A 14,463-nucleotide genomic window follows, 5' to 3' on the forward strand; every position below is an offset into this window, starting at 1 on the left:
TTGCATTACGATCATATTATAATTAAGTGGTCGTAATGCAATAGGGCGACGTATCGGAGATGGCGCTCTGGGTCTCCTCAATTTGAAAAGCTGCAATGAAGGCCTTTATCGTCGATCGATACGCAAAGAACGCTCCCCTCCGGCTTGGAGAGGTTCCGGAGCCGCAAGTACTGGAAAATGACGTGCTGGTGCAGATCCATGCCGCCAGCCTCAATCTACTGGACTCCAAGATCAGGGACGGAGAATTCAAGCTCATCCTGCCCTACCGCCCGCCCTTCGTTGCAGGCCATGACGTGGCCGGAACGGTCATTCGCGTCGGCTCGAAAGTCCGACAGTTCAAGACGGGCGACGAGGTCTACGCGCGACCGAGCGACGGTCGGGTCGGAACTTTCGCTGAATACATCGCCATTAATGATGCGAACGTGGCCCTGAAACCGAAGAACCTCAGCATGGAAGAGGCTGCGTCCATTCCCCTGGTCGGACTGACCGCTTGGCAGGCGTTGGTCGAAAGGGCGAACCTGAAGAAAGGACAGAAGGTCTTCATTCAGGCCGGCTCAGGCGGAGTGGGGACATTCGCCATTCAGTTGGCAAAGCACCTTGGCGCGACGGTCGCCACGACAACAAGCGCGTCGAACGTGGATATGGTCAGGAATCTGGGCGCCGATGTCATCATCGACTACAAGAAGGATGACTTCGAGAAAGTCCTTTCGGGCTACGATGTCGTCCTGAACAGCCAGGACAACAAGACGCTCGAAAAGTCTTTGCGTGTGTTGAAGCGAGGTGGCGTCGCCGTTTCGATCTCCGGTCCGCCCGATCCCAGGTTTGCCAGGGAGAGGGGTCTGGGCATGGTGCTGAACTTGGTCATGCGCATTTTGAGTGCCGGCATCAGGAGGCGGGCCAAACGTGCAGATGTCCGATATTCGTTCCTGTTCATGGCGGCCAATGGGGAGCAGTTGACGAAGATCACGTCGCTCATCGAGTCGGGCGTTGTGCGCCCGGTCATAGATCGCGTCTTTCCGCTTGAGCTGACCAATGAGGCCTTGGCCTACATTGAGCAGGGCCGCGCCAAGGGCAAGGTTGTCGTCAAGGTCAAATAGCTTTGCAATGCGGCTGTGGTCGGTCTGGGATGCTCGAAGAACGCCTCCGGGCTAACGCGGCCCCTCGATCCCGGGAATGTCGCCGATCCGCTCGGCGAGAAAGTCGACCAGCAGCCGGACCCGCGCAATGCCCGCGCGCTCCGGGACGATCAGCATGCTCAGCGGTACGGGAGGCGGGGCGTAATTTGGCAGGATCACTTCCAGCCGGCCGGCTGCGAGGAGATCGTCGACAAGCCAGTGATGGGCAGGTGCGATCCCGCGCCCGGCGACAAGGGCTTCGCGCGCGGCAAGCCCATGGTCGACCCGAAATCGGCCGCCAAAAGCCACCGCATGGCGTTCGCCGCCCGGCCCCTGCAGGGCGAGCGTGTCGCTTCCCGCGATGTTCGACATCCGGATGCCTTCATGGCCGGGCAGATCCTGCGGGACAGCCGGTCTGCCCCGCGCCGCCAGATAGGCCGGCGCCGCCACCAGCAGACGCCGCGACTTGCCGAGCGACCGCAGCTTCATCGAGCTGTCGGTGAGCGGACCGAGGCGAAGCGCGACGTCGACGCCCTCCCGCACAAGGTCGATGCGCTCGTCGGTGAGACTGAGATCGATCCCTATGTCGGGATAGCGGTCCTGAAAGGCGAAGATCAGCCGGCTGGCGTGCAAGACTCCGAGCGCCGCCGTGCAGGATATCCGGATCGTGCCGGCCGCCGCGCCGCGCGTGCACCGCGCCTCGTCGCCCGCCTGCTCGACGAGGCGCAGGATCTGAATGCAGTCGGCATAATAACGGCTGCCTTCATCGGTCATCGTGACACGCCGGGTTGTCCGGCTGAGCAAGGGCACGCCGACGGCGTCCTCGAGATCCCGCAGATGCCGTGTGACCGTCGATTGCCCAACTCCGAGTTCGCGCGCCACCGCCGACAGGCTGCCGCGCTCGGCGACGCGAACGAAGGTGCGCATGCGCTCGAGTGTCACGTCCGATCTATCCATTATTCGGCATAATCTTATGCATTGTCTACATGTAGCGGATCAGCCTGGGGCTGGCTACCTTCAAGGTCCCATCCTTATTCGGAGCTGACCCATGAAAGTTCTGCTTGTCTTTGCTCATCCCGAATCGCGGTCGCTCAACGGCGCGCTGCGTGACGTCGCCATCAGGGAACTCGAGGCCCAGGGCCACGAGGTGCGGGTGTCGGACCTCTACGCCGACGGCTGGAAATCCGAGGTGGACCGTGCCGACTTTCCGTCCTGGCCGCCCGAAGCGCGCTTCCTGCCGGCTGGAGCCTCCAAAAAGGCTTTCGCGAGCAACACACTGACCGATGACGTCAAAGCGGAGATCGACAAGCTGCTATGGGCCGACACGCTGATCCTTCAGTTTCCACTCTGGTGGTACGCCATGCCGGCGATCCTCAAGGGCTGGGTCGACCGGGTGTATGCCTACGGCTTCGCCTATGGCGTCGGCGAGCACAGCGACAAGCGATGGGGTGACCGCTTCGGCGAAGGGACGCTCGCCGGCAAGCGCGCGATGCTGATCGTGACCACCGGCGGCTGGGAAGAGCATTATTCCGCCCGCGGCGTCAACGGCCCGATCGACGACCTGCTGTTCCCGATCAATCACGGGATCCTTTATTATCCGGGCTACGACGTGCTTCCGCCGTTCGTGGTTTACAGAGTGGACCGCTTCGGCGAGGCCGATTTCGAGCCTGTTGCCGAGCGGCTGCGCGAAAGAATGGGGACGCTCGAGACAATCCGGCCCATACCCTACCGGCAGCAGAATGGCGGGGACTACCACATTCCGAGCATGCAACTCCGCCCCGAACTGGGCGATCCGGGCGCCATGGGTTTCGCGCTTCACGAGGATCGCGCCGGCGCAACCGCCAAGCCGGTGACGTCGCGTTCGACCCTGCGGGACGTGGCCTGACGCAGAGCGAGGTAAGGAGCCCGGCCTACGGGATGAATTAGCGGCCGGCCCGGAAGACTGCCACGGCCGCGGCCGTCAGTGCGGCATTGCCGGATGCAATCGTTCCGTCCGGAAGCTCCTTGCCGTCCTCCAGCCCGACACGCGTCGACCAGTTGCGTTCCGCCGCCCTATGCACGAACGGCCAGACAGTCGCGTTTTCGCCGTGCAGCAGGATAGCGCGGCGCATTCCGGCGCGGACGAGCGCCGCCGCGATACCGTCGCTGACTTCCCACGCTGTGCTGAGCTCCTGTTCCGAGATCTCGATCAGGATGCGCAGCACTTGGCTGGCATGGTCGAGGCTCACCAGGCGCTCGGCGTCGGCAACGGAGGCGAGCCCGGCTTCGATGCCGATGCCGCGCTGGCGCAGCCTCTGCATGACCTCGGGCGCGGCTTTCTCGCTCAGATTGACCGAGGCGTAGTCGGGCAGTTCGCCCCAACCCTCGATCGCCCCCAGCGTGCGCTCGTCGACGTTCTCGATCCAGGCGCCGGTCGAGACGCCGATCAGCGTTCCCGGGCAGGCGCGGCGCAACGCCAGCATGGTCCGGTCCATGGCCGCCGGCGCCAAGCTTTCACGGCCATCGAGCCCGCGCGCATGGACATGCAGCTCGGCCGCACCGGCGGCCACGCAGGCCGCGCCGTCGCGCGCCATGGCTTCGGGATCCAGCGGCAGCTGCGGGTGGAAGTCGGCGCTGCGCGCGCCATTGATGCAGGCTTGAACGATCATGAAACAGTGGTCCGGTTGAAGACCAAGTGTAGCGCAGGATGGCGGAGATCGGAATCGGGTTGGTGTCAGGAGAGTTGCTGCGGAGGAGGGACATTAATCCCACTACCTGGAAAACTCGCTGCGCACGATGCCGTGGCGCTGGAGCTTGTCGTAGAAGGTCTTGCGCGGGATGCCCAGCGCTTCGATCGTGCGCCTGACGTCGCCGTCATGGCGGCCAAGCGTCTTGCGGATGATCTCGGCCTCGTAGCGCTCCAGCCGCTCCGGCAGCTTCATGGCGGCATCCGGCTCAGCTGGGGCAGGGGATTGCCCCTCAGCGCCTTCCTCCAGTCCAAGGACAAAACGCTCGGCGAAATGAGCCAGTTCGCGCACATTGCCCGGCCAGTCATGCTCCCTGAGATGGCGGTGCACCGAGGCCGGGACAGTCGGCATCGGGCGCCGGAAGCGGGCAGCGGCGCGCTCGGCGAAATAGAAGAACAGCAGGGCGACGTCGTCGCGGCGCTCGCGCAGCGGTGGAATGGAGATCGTCACAACGTTGAGCCGGTAATAGAGATCCTCGCGGAAAGCGCCGCGCTGGCGTGGATCGCCAAGGTCGACCTTGGCGGCCGCAACCACGCGCAGGTCGACGGGCCGCATTTCGTTGGTGCCGAGCGGGGTGACCTCGCGCATCTCTAGCACACGCAGCATCTGCACCTGTGTCGATGGCGGCATGCTTTCGATCTCGTCGAGGAACAGCGTGCCGCCGCTGGCGTGCTCGATGCGGCCGATGCGCTTCTTCTGCGCGCCGGTGAAGGCGCCCGCCTCATGGCCGAACAATTCGCTTTCGATGACCGTCTCCGGCAGCGTGCCGCAATTCAGCGCGACGAAATTGCCCCTGGCGCGGCGGCTCCAGCGATGCAAGAGGCTCGCAACCACCTCCTTGCCGGAACCGGTTTCGCCGGTCACCAGGACGTCGACATCGGTGTCTGCGATCTGGCGCAGCGTGCGGCGCAGCCTTTCCATCGCCGGCGTCTGGCCGATTAGCGGCAGGCCGTCCTGCGCCTCGCCGGCCGCCTCGCGCAAGGCGCGGTTCTCCATCACCAGGCGGCGCTTTTCCGCCGCCCGTCGCACACTCTGCACCAGCCGGTCGGCGGCGAACGGTTTGGTGATGAAGTCGTAGGCTCCGTCCTTGATCGCCTTGACGGCAACCGCGATGTCGCCATGGCCGGTGACGAGGATGACGGGAATGTCCGCGTCCAGGCGCAGGACGCGGTCGAAAAGCTGCAGGCCATCGATCTCAGGCATCCTGATATCGGATACCACCACCCCGGCAAAACCGGCGTCGAGCCTGGCCAGCGCCTCGGCCGCCACCGAAAAGGCCGAGACCGAAAACCCGGCAAGCTCCAGCGTCTGGGCGGTCGCCTTCAGGAGATCGCCGTCGTCATCGATCAGGATGACCGGCGCTGCGTCGTCGTTGGTCATGCTGCCTTGGCCATTACGCTGCTTTTGGAAGATAAAGGGTGAAGCGGGTGCCGCCGGGGTCGCTCGAAACCTCGACGCGCCCGCCATAATCGGCAACGATGTCCTTCGAGATGACGAGGCCAAGACCGAGGCCTTTTTCCTTGGATGTGTTGAACGGCGTAAACAGCGACTTGAGGATCCCTGGCGGGATGCCGGGTCCATTGTCGGAGACGCCGACCGTGACACCGTCAGCCGTTTCTTCGACCGAGACCCGCACCCTGGCATCGTCGCGGCCTTCCAGCGCCTCCAGCGCGTTCTGGAACAGGTTGATCATCACCTGTTCGAGCCGCACCCGGTTGCCCATGACCTTGAGGCTCGGCGGCGGCAGCTCGATAGCCAGCGCGTCGAGCCGGCCGGCAAAGCGGCTTCTCAACAGCATCACGGCGCCCTCGATAACGCCACGCAGTTCGACCGGCTCGGCAGCGGTGCGGCCCTTGCGGGCAAAGGCCTTCAATTCCTCGGTGATGGCGCCGATGCGTTCGGTAAGTGCTGCGATGGCGCCGAGGTTTTCCTCGGCAGGCCTGGTCTGCTTGCGATCGAGGAAGGTGCGGGCATTGTCGGCATAGGCGCGGATGGTAGCGACCGGCTGGTTGATCTCATGGGCGACGCCGGCGGCGACCTGGCCGAGGATGGCGAGGCGGTTGGCCTGGACCAGATCCTGCTGCACGATCTGGAGCTTTGCTTCCGTGCTGCGGTGGCCTGATATCTCGGCCTGCAGCCGGTCGCGGGCTTGGCTCAGATCCTCGGTCCGTTCGACGACGCGACGTTCGAGCTCGGTGCGCGCCGCCTGTTCGGCGGCGATGCGCATTTGCGCCGATTGCCGGCGCCACAAAAGATACGCGGCAAGGCTGAGCAGCGGGATGACGACGCCCAGCGCCAGAAGCCGCATTTCACGGACCGCGGCAGCGATCGGCGCTTCGGTCGGGAGGAGATAATCGAGCCGCCAGGGGGTCGAAGGGACCGGCGCTGAAAGCCTGAGATATTCCGCATCGCTGCCGCCGGGCGTCACCGCGTGGACGATCGATACGTCTGGGCTCAGCGCCTGCGGGCGCGCGATCGGCAACGGCACCAGCGGCGCGTCGCCGAACTGCTTGATATCATGGATGGCGGCAAGCTCCGGGCCGGCGAGCGGCGCGACCGTCATGAAGCGCCAGGACGGCACGCTGGTGATCAGGACGACGCCATGCTCATCACTGACATAGGCCGGGCGGCTCGCCTCGCGCCAGTCGGCCTCGAGCTGGTCGAACTCTGCCTTGACGACGACGACGCCGAGCGGAGCGGAGGCATCGACGCGCCGCGAGATGTAGAGACCAGGGCGTTTGCTGACGTTGCCGAGCGCGAAATATTCAGCGGTTCCGTTTTGCATCGCCCCGGAGAAATAATCGCGGAAGCGGTAGTCGTTGCCGACGAAGCTGATCGGTTCGCGCCAGTTGCTTGAGGCAATCGCCAGCCCGTCGGTGCCGATGACATAGAGCACTGAAGCCTTGGTGCCGGAGACCAGCCCTTCGAGCTTGCGGTTCAGCACGTCGATTGCTGCGGCGTTCTTCTGCGACAACGCGTCCTGCACCTGTTGATCCTCCGACAGCAGCAGGGGCAGGGCGCGCGGGCTTTCCAGCACGGCGCGCAGCAGCGCGATCTTGAGATTGGTATCGGTGCGGCCTTGCGCCACCAGTGTCGCGATCTCGGTGGTGCGGCCATAGAGACCGGCGCCGTAAAGTGCGGCCGTGGTGATCGCGAGGGCGATGGCCGCAAACAGCAGCCAAGCACGGCGCGCTCGCCTGCCGAGTTGCTCGGGCGTCGACAAAGCAGCGGCGGGGCGTTGCAGCATCACCCATTTGTGCATGATTTCGCACAAAGCACAATTCGACTATGCGAGTATCCGCACTTTCTGTGTACGAAACGAAATCGTGGATTCGAGAATATTCAATAAAATCAAACTGATGGTTTCTTCCAAGCAATGTGGCACGGCAGTTGCAAACACGAATTCAGCGGTCGCGAGGCTGCTGGGGGTTCAATGCAATTGCTCCGGGAGGTCGAGCTTTTCGATCGGAGCACAATGGAGGACGTCATGCAGACAGCAATCGCTGCCGCCGAGCCGCGCGGCAAACTTCCCTTCTACCGGCATCTCTATGTGCAGGTGCTGGCGGCGATCGCCGCCGGCGTGCTTCTCGGCCACTTCTATCCCGAAACCGGTGAGGCGATGAAGCCGTTCGGCGACGCCTTCATCAAGCTGGTGAAGATGGTGATAGCGCCGGTGATCTTCCTGACGGTGGCGACCGGCATTGCCGGCGTTTCCGACCTGCAGAAGGTCGGCCGCGTCGCCGGCAAGGCGATGATCTACTTCCTGGCATTCTCGACGCTGGCGCTGGTCGTCGGCCTCGTCGTGTCGAACGTCGTGCAGCCGGGCACCGGCATGCACATCAACCCGGCCACGCTCGATCCCACCAAAGTGGCGACCTTCGCCGAGAAGGCGCACGACACAACCATTGTCGGCTTCCTGATGAACATCATCCCCGACACCATCACCGGCGCTTTCGCGAAGGGCGATATCCTGCAGGTGCTGTTCTTCTCAGTGCTGTTCGGCGTTGCCTTGGCCATGGTCGGTGATCGCGGCCGCCCGGTCGTCGATTTCCTGCAGGCGCTGACGACGCCGATCTTCCGCCTCGTCGCCATCCTGATGAAGGCCGCACCGATCGGCGCTTTCGGCGCCATGGCCTTCACCATCGGCAAATACGGCATCGGCTCGATTGCCAATCTCGCCATGCTGATCGGCACTTTCTATCTGACTGCGCTTTTGTTCGTGCTGGTGGTGCTTGGCGCGGTCGCCCGCTACAATGGCTTCTCGATCCTGGCGCTGATCCGCTACATCAAGGAAGAGCTGCTTCTGGTGCTCGGCACCTCGTCCTCGGAGGCGGCATTGCCGGGGCTGATGGCCAAAATGGAGCGCGCCGGCTGCAACCGCTCGGTGGTCGGGCTGGTGATCCCGACCGGCTACTCCTTCAACCTCGACGGCACCAACATCTATATGACGCTGGCCGCCCTGTTCATCGCGCAGGCGACCGACACGCCGCTCACCTTCGGCGACCAGATCCTGCTGCTCGCCGTCGCCATGCTGAGCTCCAAGGGTGCCGCCGGCATCACCGGCGCCGGCTTCATCACGCTCGCCGCGACGCTCTCGGTGGTTCCCACCGTGCCGGTCGCCGGCATGGCGCTGATCCTCGGCGTCGACCGCTTCATGTCGGAATGCCGGGCGCTGACCAACTTCGTCGGCAATGCGGTGGCGACCGTGGTTGTCGCGCGCTGGGAAGGGGAACTCGACCAGACGAAGTTTGCCGCCGCGATGGCCGGCGACCTGCAGGAGGAGGCGGACCTGTCGCTGCCCGGGTTGCAGGCCGCCTGACCGTTCAGGTTGCATGGTCATATCCCCGGAGCCGGCTTGCCGCCGGCTTCGGGATAGAGCGGCCTTCTGAGCCGATGGTGACAGGTTCGTATCCTGGCCGACCGATAGCGGTGATAGCCGACTATTCCGTAAATCATTTGCTTACACTCAGTTGACTTGCGTAAGCAATATGCTTACATATTGCATGATCAGATCGTTCAAGCACAAGACGCTGGCCGATCTCTTTCAAACCGGAAAGTCCGGGAAGATCGACGCCAAGGTGCATAGGCGCATCCTTGTCCGGCTTGACCGCCTGGCAGTCTCGGAAAGGCCGGAAGATATGGACCTGCCCGGCTTCGACTTCCACCCTTTGAAGGGCTTCAACCCGACCCGCTACACGGTGCATGTCAACGGGCCGTGGTGCATCACATTCGATTTCGACGCCAATGACGCCGCCCGCGTCGATTTCGAACAGTACCATTGAGGCGGCCAGATTGGAGAAGTCGATTTATGAGCGTGTATGAGCCGATGCGTCCGATGGAGCGCTGCCCATCCCACCCTGGAGCGCTGCTTGACGACATTATCCCGGCAACCGGAAAGACCAAGGTGGAAATCGCCAACCTGCTCGGAATCTCGCGCCAGCAGCTTTACGACATCATCCGCGAGAAGAAGCCGGTTTCGCCAGCCGTCGCCGCCCGCCTTGGGAAGATGTTCGGCGACGGCGCCGCGATCTGGCTCAGGATGCAGGCCGCTTACGACGCCTGGCATGCGGAGCGCGAAGTGGATGTCAGCGCCATCCCGACGCTGCATGCTGCCTGAGATGTAACAGGCTTGTGAGTCTTGTTTTGGGGCGGGGCTTGTTCCTGCCGTATTTAAAGATCACTATCCGCCATGCCTCAAGGCGCCCGTCCGCTTCGATCGCGACCTGATCGTGACCGCGGGCGGCATTAATCCGTCGGGCTCGGTTGCGGTATCGTCCTGGCCGAACCGTCGGAGCGCTTGCCGCCGCCGACCATACTCTTGACCCGGCTGGCCAGCGTCGAAGGCAATGGCGGCCTCATTGCGAAGTCGCACGCAAGACGCGACCCGTTTCCTGATGGAAAGCCGTTCCTCGGGAAACTCGTCGGACACTTGAAGAGGGGGCAGACCCATGAGCGGATTTGCCGAAACCAAAGCAAGATGCGAGGTCAGATGCGATGCAACCCGTGACGAGAATTCCGGTATCCATCATCATCCCGAACTACAATTACGCGCGTTTCCTCAAACGCAGCATCGATAGCGCCCTGGAGCAGGACTACGCGGATGTCGAAGTCATCGTCGTTGACGATGCATCGCAGGACAATTCCACGACAATCATAGAATCATATCGCGACGAGATCCTCGCATGCCCGCGAGCGCAAAATGGCGGGCATGCTGCAGCGTTCAACACTGGCTTTGTGGCAAGCTCCGGCAAGATCGTTCTTTTTCTCGACGCCGACGACTACCTTTATCCGACCGCCGTTTCCACAATCGTCGACATCTGGGACGCGGCAACCGCCCAAGTGCAGTCGAGGCTGCACATCGTCGACGAACGGCAACGCATCAGGGACGTCTTTCCGCCGCCCGAACTCCCCTTCGACAGCGGTGACGTCATGCCGAAACTGCTGCACAAGGGCCGTTACCAGACAACCGTGACCAGCGGGCTGGCCTTTGACCGAGGAACCCTGGAAGCGATCATGCCGATTCCCGAGCCGGAGTTCCGCCAGGGCGCCGATGGCTATCTTGCAACGCTGGCGCCGCTTTACGGGCACGTTCAATCCATCGACGAATGCGTCGGCGCCTATCGGATCCACGGCGCCAATCATTCGGTGTTCGGCGAAAAGCTCGCCGAACGGGCTCGCTGGCGGGTCAGGCACGATTTCCAGCGCATGCAGGCGCTGTCGGAGCAGGCCGCCGGGATCGGCCTGACCATCGTACCGTCCGATACTGTCCGCCACGACCCGGTCCACCTGGAAGAGCGGCTGGCGTCGCTATGCGCGGACAAGGGCCGGCATCCCGTGACCGACGATTCCCGGCTGGCGCTGGGGACGGCCGGCGCCGTCGCCAGCCTCGAAATGACCGCGTCCCTGCGGCGGCGCGCCATCCTTGCCGCCTGGTTCCTGTCGGTCGGCATGCTGCCGCGGAAAATGGCCATGTCGGTGCTGTCGTGGAAGCTAGACGCATCGTCGAGACCGGCATTCCTTGCGCGGATGTCCAAGACCATCCGCCACGCCATGGGATAGCTTTGACGGGACGTGGTTTGTGAAGCCCTTCGATGATGCGCAGCGGCGGCGGCAGCCAGGGACGGAATCTCATCCGCTTTCGGGAGGGGCTGAGCCCCGGTGGCAATCACCAGGGCTCAGATGATAGCAAGGGATCATGCGGCCTCTGCAAGAGCGCGTTCATTCACGCCGGATTCGCCCAGCTTGGTGAGAGCCTCGTCTGTCGCCACCTCTTCCTGCAGCGTGGTCCTGAGAAGCTGCAGGGCATCCTTCATGCCGAGCTGTTCGGCCCACGCGATGAGCGTGCCGTAGCGGGCTATTTCATAGTGCTCCACAGCCTGTGCCGCGGCAACGAGGCCTGCATCCAACGCCGGAATTCCCTTATACTCTTCGAGTATTTCCGAGCCTTCTTCGAGAATGCCGTCGATGGCGGGGCAGGTCTTGCCGCGAGCCGGCTTTCCGAGAAGGTCGAACACCTGCTCGAGGCGATCGACCTGGCCCTCGGTTTCCATCTGGTGCTTTTCGAACGCGGCCATAACCTCGTTCGCTTCGGCGCCCCTGGCCATTTTGGGCAGAGCCTTCAGTATCTTTTTTTCCGCGTAGTAGAGGTCTTTCAGGCCGTCGAGGAACAGATCCTCAAGGCTTTTGGTCTTCGATGTCGAGGCCTTTTTTGTTGTCGCCATTTTCCGATCTCCCGTTGATGAGCCATCCGCTACCGGAGGCACGGATCAACGCAACTTGTTCCGACGAATTTCGACTTGCGATCCGGCTTGCCTCAGTGCGCGACGCGCAGCCTGACCACCAAGCTGCGTAGCGCCAACACCAAAACCGTGATTATGATCAGGATCACCGAGAGGGCCGCGATCGCCGGGTCGATGTTGTCGCGCAAGCCCATCCACATCAGCCTGGGCAGCGTGATGGCGTTGACCGAGGTGATGAACAGGGTGACGCCGATTTCCTCCCAGGACAGCACGAAGGACAGTAACGCCGCGGTGACAATGCCGAACTTTATGTTGGGCATGATGATGCGGGTGGCGCGCTCCCACACGGTGGCGCCGAGGCCGCGCGCCGCCAGGTCGATGCGCCGGTCGAGCTGGCTGAGCGATACCAGGATCAGCACAGTGGCGAAGGGCACGGTCATCACAGCATGCGCCATGGCGACACCGAGCCAGGTGTCGTAGCCGAAGAACGAACTGACGCCCGAGATCGAGGTCAGCAGGAAATAGAGCGTAATGGCAGAGACCACCGGCGGCACCACCATCGGCAGCAGCACGAAGCCGACCAGTGCGGCGGTGAAGCGTGGCTGGAACATCCACACACCGAGGCTGAAGCAGAGCGCCAGCACGGTGGAGAAGGCGCTGCTGACGACGCCGATCCGGATCGAGAGCAGGATCGACTGGATCCAGCGCGGATCCTCAATCAGCGCCCGGTAGTGGCGCAGCGACAATTCGCCCGAAGGCATCGCCAGCATGCGGCTCGGCGTCAGCGACACCGGGATGACGGCAAGCAGCGGCAGCAGCAGGAACAGCGCCACCAAGGCGGCGAGGATCAGCGAAACGGGACCGGGGCGATAGGTCGGCATCAGATCATCTGCCTCGGCCTGACATAGCGGAACAGCAGCGCCATCAGCGCGCCGACGAACAGCACCAGCACGACGCTGATCGCGGCGCCCAGTCCCCAGTCCGGGCTCTGGAAGATGCGGAGATAAATCAGCTCGGCGATCATCACGCTGCGGCCGCCGCCGAGGATCGCCGGCGTAACGAAGAAGCCGAGCGAAAAGACGAAGACGATGAGCGCCGAACCGATGATGCCGGAGCGGGTCATCGGCACGAACACCGACCAGAAAGTGCGCATCCGGCTGGAGCCGAGCCCGCGCGCCGCCAAAAGCACGCGGTCATCGAGGCTACGCATGGACGACGCCAACGGAAATACGGCGAAGGGAATGAGAAAATGCGTCATGCCGACGATGACGCCGAATTCGTTGCGCACCAACGTCAGCGGTTCCGAGATGAAGCCGATCGCCTGCAGCCAGGTGTTGATCAGGCCGCGATTGGATAAGAGCGCCACCCAGCCGAAGGCGCGCGTCAGCACCGAGATCCAGAACGGCACCAGGATGCAGAACTCGGTGATCACGCGCTGCACCGGCGTGCCGCGCACCCAGACCACAGTGATGGCATAGGCAGCGGTGACCGAAACAATCGTAACGATTGCCGCTATGCGCAGCGTGCGGACAAACACCGACTGCACCAGCGGATCGGTGGCCAGCGCGCCATACTGCCCTAGTCCCGGCTCGGGCAGGGTGAAGCTCCAATTGACGACGCCGAGGAACGGCCAGGCATAGGCGGCGCCAAGGAACAGGAGCAGCGGCGCCATCAGCAGCGCCGCGCCCATCCTGTCGGAGAGATATGCTCTCATCTCGCCCTGATCAGGCGGAGATGATCTTCGTGTATTCGTCGAGTGCGGCGCCGTAGTTCTTGGCGTACCACTCCATGTCGAGCGCGATCTGCTTCTTCATGTTTTCGGGGTCGACCGGGTTGATGCGCTTCTTGTCGGCGGGGATCAGCGCATCGGCGGCCGGATTGGCCGGGCCCTGGCCGAGCTTGTCGAACATGACCAGCTGCTTTTCCGGATCCTGGGCGCTGGCGATGAACTTCATCGCCGCCTCCTTGCCGCCGGGATTGCCCTTGAGCACGGCGAGCGCGCCGGGCGAGATCAGGCCCTGGTCCCAGATGAACTTGATCTGGCCGCCGGAATCCTGCTCGATCAGCGAGGCGCGGGTCGACCAGACGATCGCCATCGAGGCCTCGCCATTGAGCAGAACGCTCTGGCTTTCGGCGCCGCCGCCCCAATAGGCGACGACGTTCTCCTTGAAGGCGGCGATCTTGTCATGCGCGCGCTTGAGGTCGAGCGGATAGAGCTCGGCCGGCGCGATACCGTCGGCAAGCAATGCTGCTTCCCAGCTCGACACGCCCCATTTGTAGAGCGAACGTTTGCCGGGGAATTTTGCCACGTCGAAGAAATCGGCCATGCCGGTCGGCGCTTGGCTGCCGTATTTCTCGGAATCATAGGCGATGACATAGGAGAAGAAATAGGTCGAGGCGGCGTGTTCCCAGCCAAAACCCTCGCGCATCTTCTTCTTGTCGACGACCGCGTAGTCGATCGGCTCGAGCATGCCTTGCGCGCCGAGCGTGATGGCCGAGAACGGGTCGACGTCGACGAGGTCCCAGGTAGGGGCGCCGCTCTTGAACTGTGCGGCGATCGCGCCTTCGGTCGGGCCGGAGCCGTCCATCTTGACGGTGATGCCGGTCTCCTTGGTGAAGGCCTGGCCATAGGCCGCGTCATAGGCGGTGATGGCGTCGCCGCCCCAGTTGACCAGCACCAGTTCCTTGGCTTGCGCGAAGGCGCCGGTCGAGCGCAGCAGCATCGGCGTGCCGGCCAGCACGAGTGCGGCCAACTGCGTGAACTGCCGGCGAGAGATCTCGCCACGCGCGGCCCTGGCGGACAGGGTCTCGATGGCGTGTTTCCTGGTTTCATTTGTCATGTCAGTTCCCCTTTTTTGTCGTTGATATTTTCCGAAAGTCGGC

General features: G+C 63.3%; 14 protein-coding genes. 6 read left to right on the top strand and 8 right to left on the bottom strand.

Features of this window, described 5'->3' with window-relative positions; translation table 11 throughout:
* The first annotated feature begins 95 nt into the window (after positions 1-95).
* A complete protein-coding gene (locus AC0NID_RS16315; protein WP_473453714.1) occupies positions 96-1,097 on the top strand; it encodes an NADP-dependent oxidoreductase in 1,002 nt (333 codons plus the stop codon).
* A 51-nt stretch (positions 1,098-1,148) separates the two neighbouring features.
* On the opposite strand, the gene AC0NID_RS16320 is transcribed toward AC0NID_RS16315, so the two are convergent.
* Positions 1,149-2,072 (bottom strand): LysR family transcriptional regulator, encoded by a 924-nt coding sequence (locus AC0NID_RS16320; RefSeq protein WP_473453712.1) that lies wholly within the window; start codon positions 2,070-2,072, stop codon positions 1,149-1,151.
* Between the two features lie 91 nt (positions 2,073-2,163).
* On the opposite strand from AC0NID_RS16320, the gene AC0NID_RS16325 reads away from it, so the two are divergent.
* The gene (locus AC0NID_RS16325; protein WP_473453710.1) at positions 2,164-3,000 is read left to right on the top strand and encodes an NAD(P)H-dependent oxidoreductase; all 837 of its coding nucleotides are present in this window, start codon (positions 2,164-2,166) and stop codon (positions 2,998-3,000) included.
* Between the two features lie 37 nt (positions 3,001-3,037).
* On the opposite strand, the gene AC0NID_RS16330 is transcribed toward AC0NID_RS16325, so the two are convergent.
* The 3 genes from AC0NID_RS16330 to AC0NID_RS16340 all read right to left on the bottom strand — a co-directional run bounded on the left by AC0NID_RS16330 (position 3,038) and on the right by AC0NID_RS16340 (position 7,088).
* Positions 3,038-3,763 (bottom strand): 3-keto-5-aminohexanoate cleavage protein, encoded by a 726-nt coding sequence (locus tag AC0NID_RS16330; protein WP_473453708.1) that lies wholly within the window; start codon positions 3,761-3,763, stop codon positions 3,038-3,040.
* A gap of 102 nt (positions 3,764-3,865) precedes the next feature.
* Positions 3,866-5,221, bottom strand: coding sequence for a sigma-54-dependent transcriptional regulator (locus tag AC0NID_RS16335; RefSeq protein WP_473453706.1), 1,356 nt, complete (start codon positions 5,219-5,221; stop codon positions 3,866-3,868).
* 13 nt (positions 5,222-5,234) lie between these two features.
* Positions 5,235-7,088, bottom strand: a complete 1,854-nt coding sequence (locus AC0NID_RS16340) for a sensor histidine kinase (RefSeq protein ID WP_473453704.1) — start codon at positions 7,086-7,088, stop codon at positions 5,235-5,237.
* Positions 7,089-7,328: 240 nt separating this feature from the next.
* On the opposite strand from AC0NID_RS16340, the gene AC0NID_RS16345 reads away from it, so the two are divergent.
* The 4 genes from AC0NID_RS16345 to AC0NID_RS16360 all read left to right on the top strand — a co-directional run bounded on the left by AC0NID_RS16345 (position 7,329) and on the right by AC0NID_RS16360 (position 10,900).
* The gene (locus AC0NID_RS16345) at positions 7,329-8,660 is read left to right on the top strand and encodes a dicarboxylate/amino acid:cation symporter (RefSeq protein ID WP_473453702.1); all 1,332 of its coding nucleotides are present in this window, start codon (positions 7,329-7,331) and stop codon (positions 8,658-8,660) included.
* A gap of 184 nt (positions 8,661-8,844) precedes the next feature.
* The gene (locus tag AC0NID_RS16350) at positions 8,845-9,123 is read left to right on the top strand and encodes a type II toxin-antitoxin system RelE/ParE family toxin (RefSeq protein WP_473453700.1); all 279 of its coding nucleotides are present in this window, start codon (positions 8,845-8,847) and stop codon (positions 9,121-9,123) included.
* Between the two features lie 26 nt (positions 9,124-9,149).
* Entirely contained in the window at positions 9,150-9,458 is a 309-nt protein-coding gene (locus AC0NID_RS16355) for a HigA family addiction module antitoxin (RefSeq protein ID WP_473453698.1), read from the top strand.
* 377 nt (positions 9,459-9,835) lie between these two features.
* Positions 9,836-10,900, top strand: a complete 1,065-nt coding sequence (locus AC0NID_RS16360; protein WP_473453696.1) for a glycosyltransferase family 2 protein — start codon at positions 9,836-9,838, stop codon at positions 10,898-10,900.
* Positions 10,901-11,034: 134 nt separating this feature from the next.
* On the opposite strand, the gene AC0NID_RS16365 is transcribed toward AC0NID_RS16360, so the two are convergent.
* From AC0NID_RS16365 to AC0NID_RS16380, 4 genes are all read right to left on the bottom strand, one after another.
* Positions 11,035-11,562 carry a YciE/YciF ferroxidase family protein gene (locus AC0NID_RS16365; protein WP_473453694.1) on the bottom strand — a complete coding sequence of 176 codons (528 nt, stop codon included), beginning with the start codon at positions 11,560-11,562 and terminating at the stop codon, positions 11,035-11,037.
* 92 nt (positions 11,563-11,654) lie between these two features.
* The gene (locus AC0NID_RS16370) at positions 11,655-12,461 is read right to left on the bottom strand and encodes an ABC transporter permease (RefSeq protein ID WP_473453692.1); all 807 of its coding nucleotides are present in this window, start codon (positions 12,459-12,461) and stop codon (positions 11,655-11,657) included.
* Positions 12,461-13,294 carry an ABC transporter permease gene (locus AC0NID_RS16375; protein ID WP_473453690.1) on the bottom strand — a complete coding sequence of 278 codons (834 nt, stop codon included), beginning with the start codon at positions 13,292-13,294 and terminating at the stop codon, positions 12,461-12,463. The genes AC0NID_RS16370 and AC0NID_RS16375 overlap by 1 nt, the downstream gene beginning before the upstream one ends.
* A gap of 10 nt (positions 13,295-13,304) precedes the next feature.
* Positions 13,305-14,420, bottom strand: a complete 1,116-nt coding sequence (locus AC0NID_RS16380) for an ABC transporter substrate-binding protein (protein ID WP_473453688.1) — start codon at positions 14,418-14,420, stop codon at positions 13,305-13,307.
* Between the last annotated feature and the right edge of the window lie 43 nt (positions 14,421-14,463).

The organism is Mesorhizobium sp. WSM4821, assembly GCF_055901555.1.

Excerpts from the sequence above, each read along its gene's own strand:
- AC0NID_RS16315 (WP_473453714.1), top strand. The coding sequence starts at position 96 with ATGAAGGCCTTTATCGTCGATCGATACGCAAAGAACGCTCCCCTCCGG.
- AC0NID_RS16320 (WP_473453712.1), bottom strand. The coding sequence starts at position 2,072 with ATGGATAGATCGGACGTGACACTCGAGCGCATGCGCACCTTCGTTCGC.
- AC0NID_RS16325 (WP_473453710.1), top strand. The coding sequence starts at position 2,164 with ATGAAAGTTCTGCTTGTCTTTGCTCATCCCGAATCGCGGTCGCTCAAC.
- AC0NID_RS16330 (WP_473453708.1), bottom strand. The coding sequence starts at position 3,763 with ATGATCGTTCAAGCCTGCATCAATGGCGCGCGCAGCGCCGACTTCCAC.
- AC0NID_RS16335 (WP_473453706.1), bottom strand. The coding sequence starts at position 5,221 with ATGACCAACGACGACGCAGCGCCGGTCATCCTGATCGATGACGACGGC.
- AC0NID_RS16340 (WP_473453704.1), bottom strand. The coding sequence starts at position 7,088 with ATGCTGCAACGCCCCGCCGCTGCTTTGTCGACGCCCGAGCAACTCGGC.
- AC0NID_RS16345 (WP_473453702.1), top strand. The coding sequence starts at position 7,329 with ATGCAGACAGCAATCGCTGCCGCCGAGCCGCGCGGCAAACTTCCCTTC.
- AC0NID_RS16350 (WP_473453700.1), top strand. The coding sequence starts at position 8,845 with ATGATCAGATCGTTCAAGCACAAGACGCTGGCCGATCTCTTTCAAACC.
- AC0NID_RS16355 (WP_473453698.1), top strand. The coding sequence starts at position 9,150 with ATGAGCGTGTATGAGCCGATGCGTCCGATGGAGCGCTGCCCATCCCAC.
- AC0NID_RS16360 (WP_473453696.1), top strand. The coding sequence starts at position 9,836 with ATGCAACCCGTGACGAGAATTCCGGTATCCATCATCATCCCGAACTAC.
- AC0NID_RS16365 (WP_473453694.1), bottom strand. The coding sequence starts at position 11,562 with ATGGCGACAACAAAAAAGGCCTCGACATCGAAGACCAAAAGCCTTGAG.
- AC0NID_RS16370 (WP_473453692.1), bottom strand. The coding sequence starts at position 12,461 with ATGCCGACCTATCGCCCCGGTCCCGTTTCGCTGATCCTCGCCGCCTTG.
- AC0NID_RS16375 (WP_473453690.1), bottom strand. The coding sequence starts at position 13,294 with ATGAGAGCATATCTCTCCGACAGGATGGGCGCGGCGCTGCTGATGGCG.
- AC0NID_RS16380 (WP_473453688.1), bottom strand. The coding sequence starts at position 14,420 with ATGACAAATGAAACCAGGAAACACGCCATCGAGACCCTGTCCGCCAGG.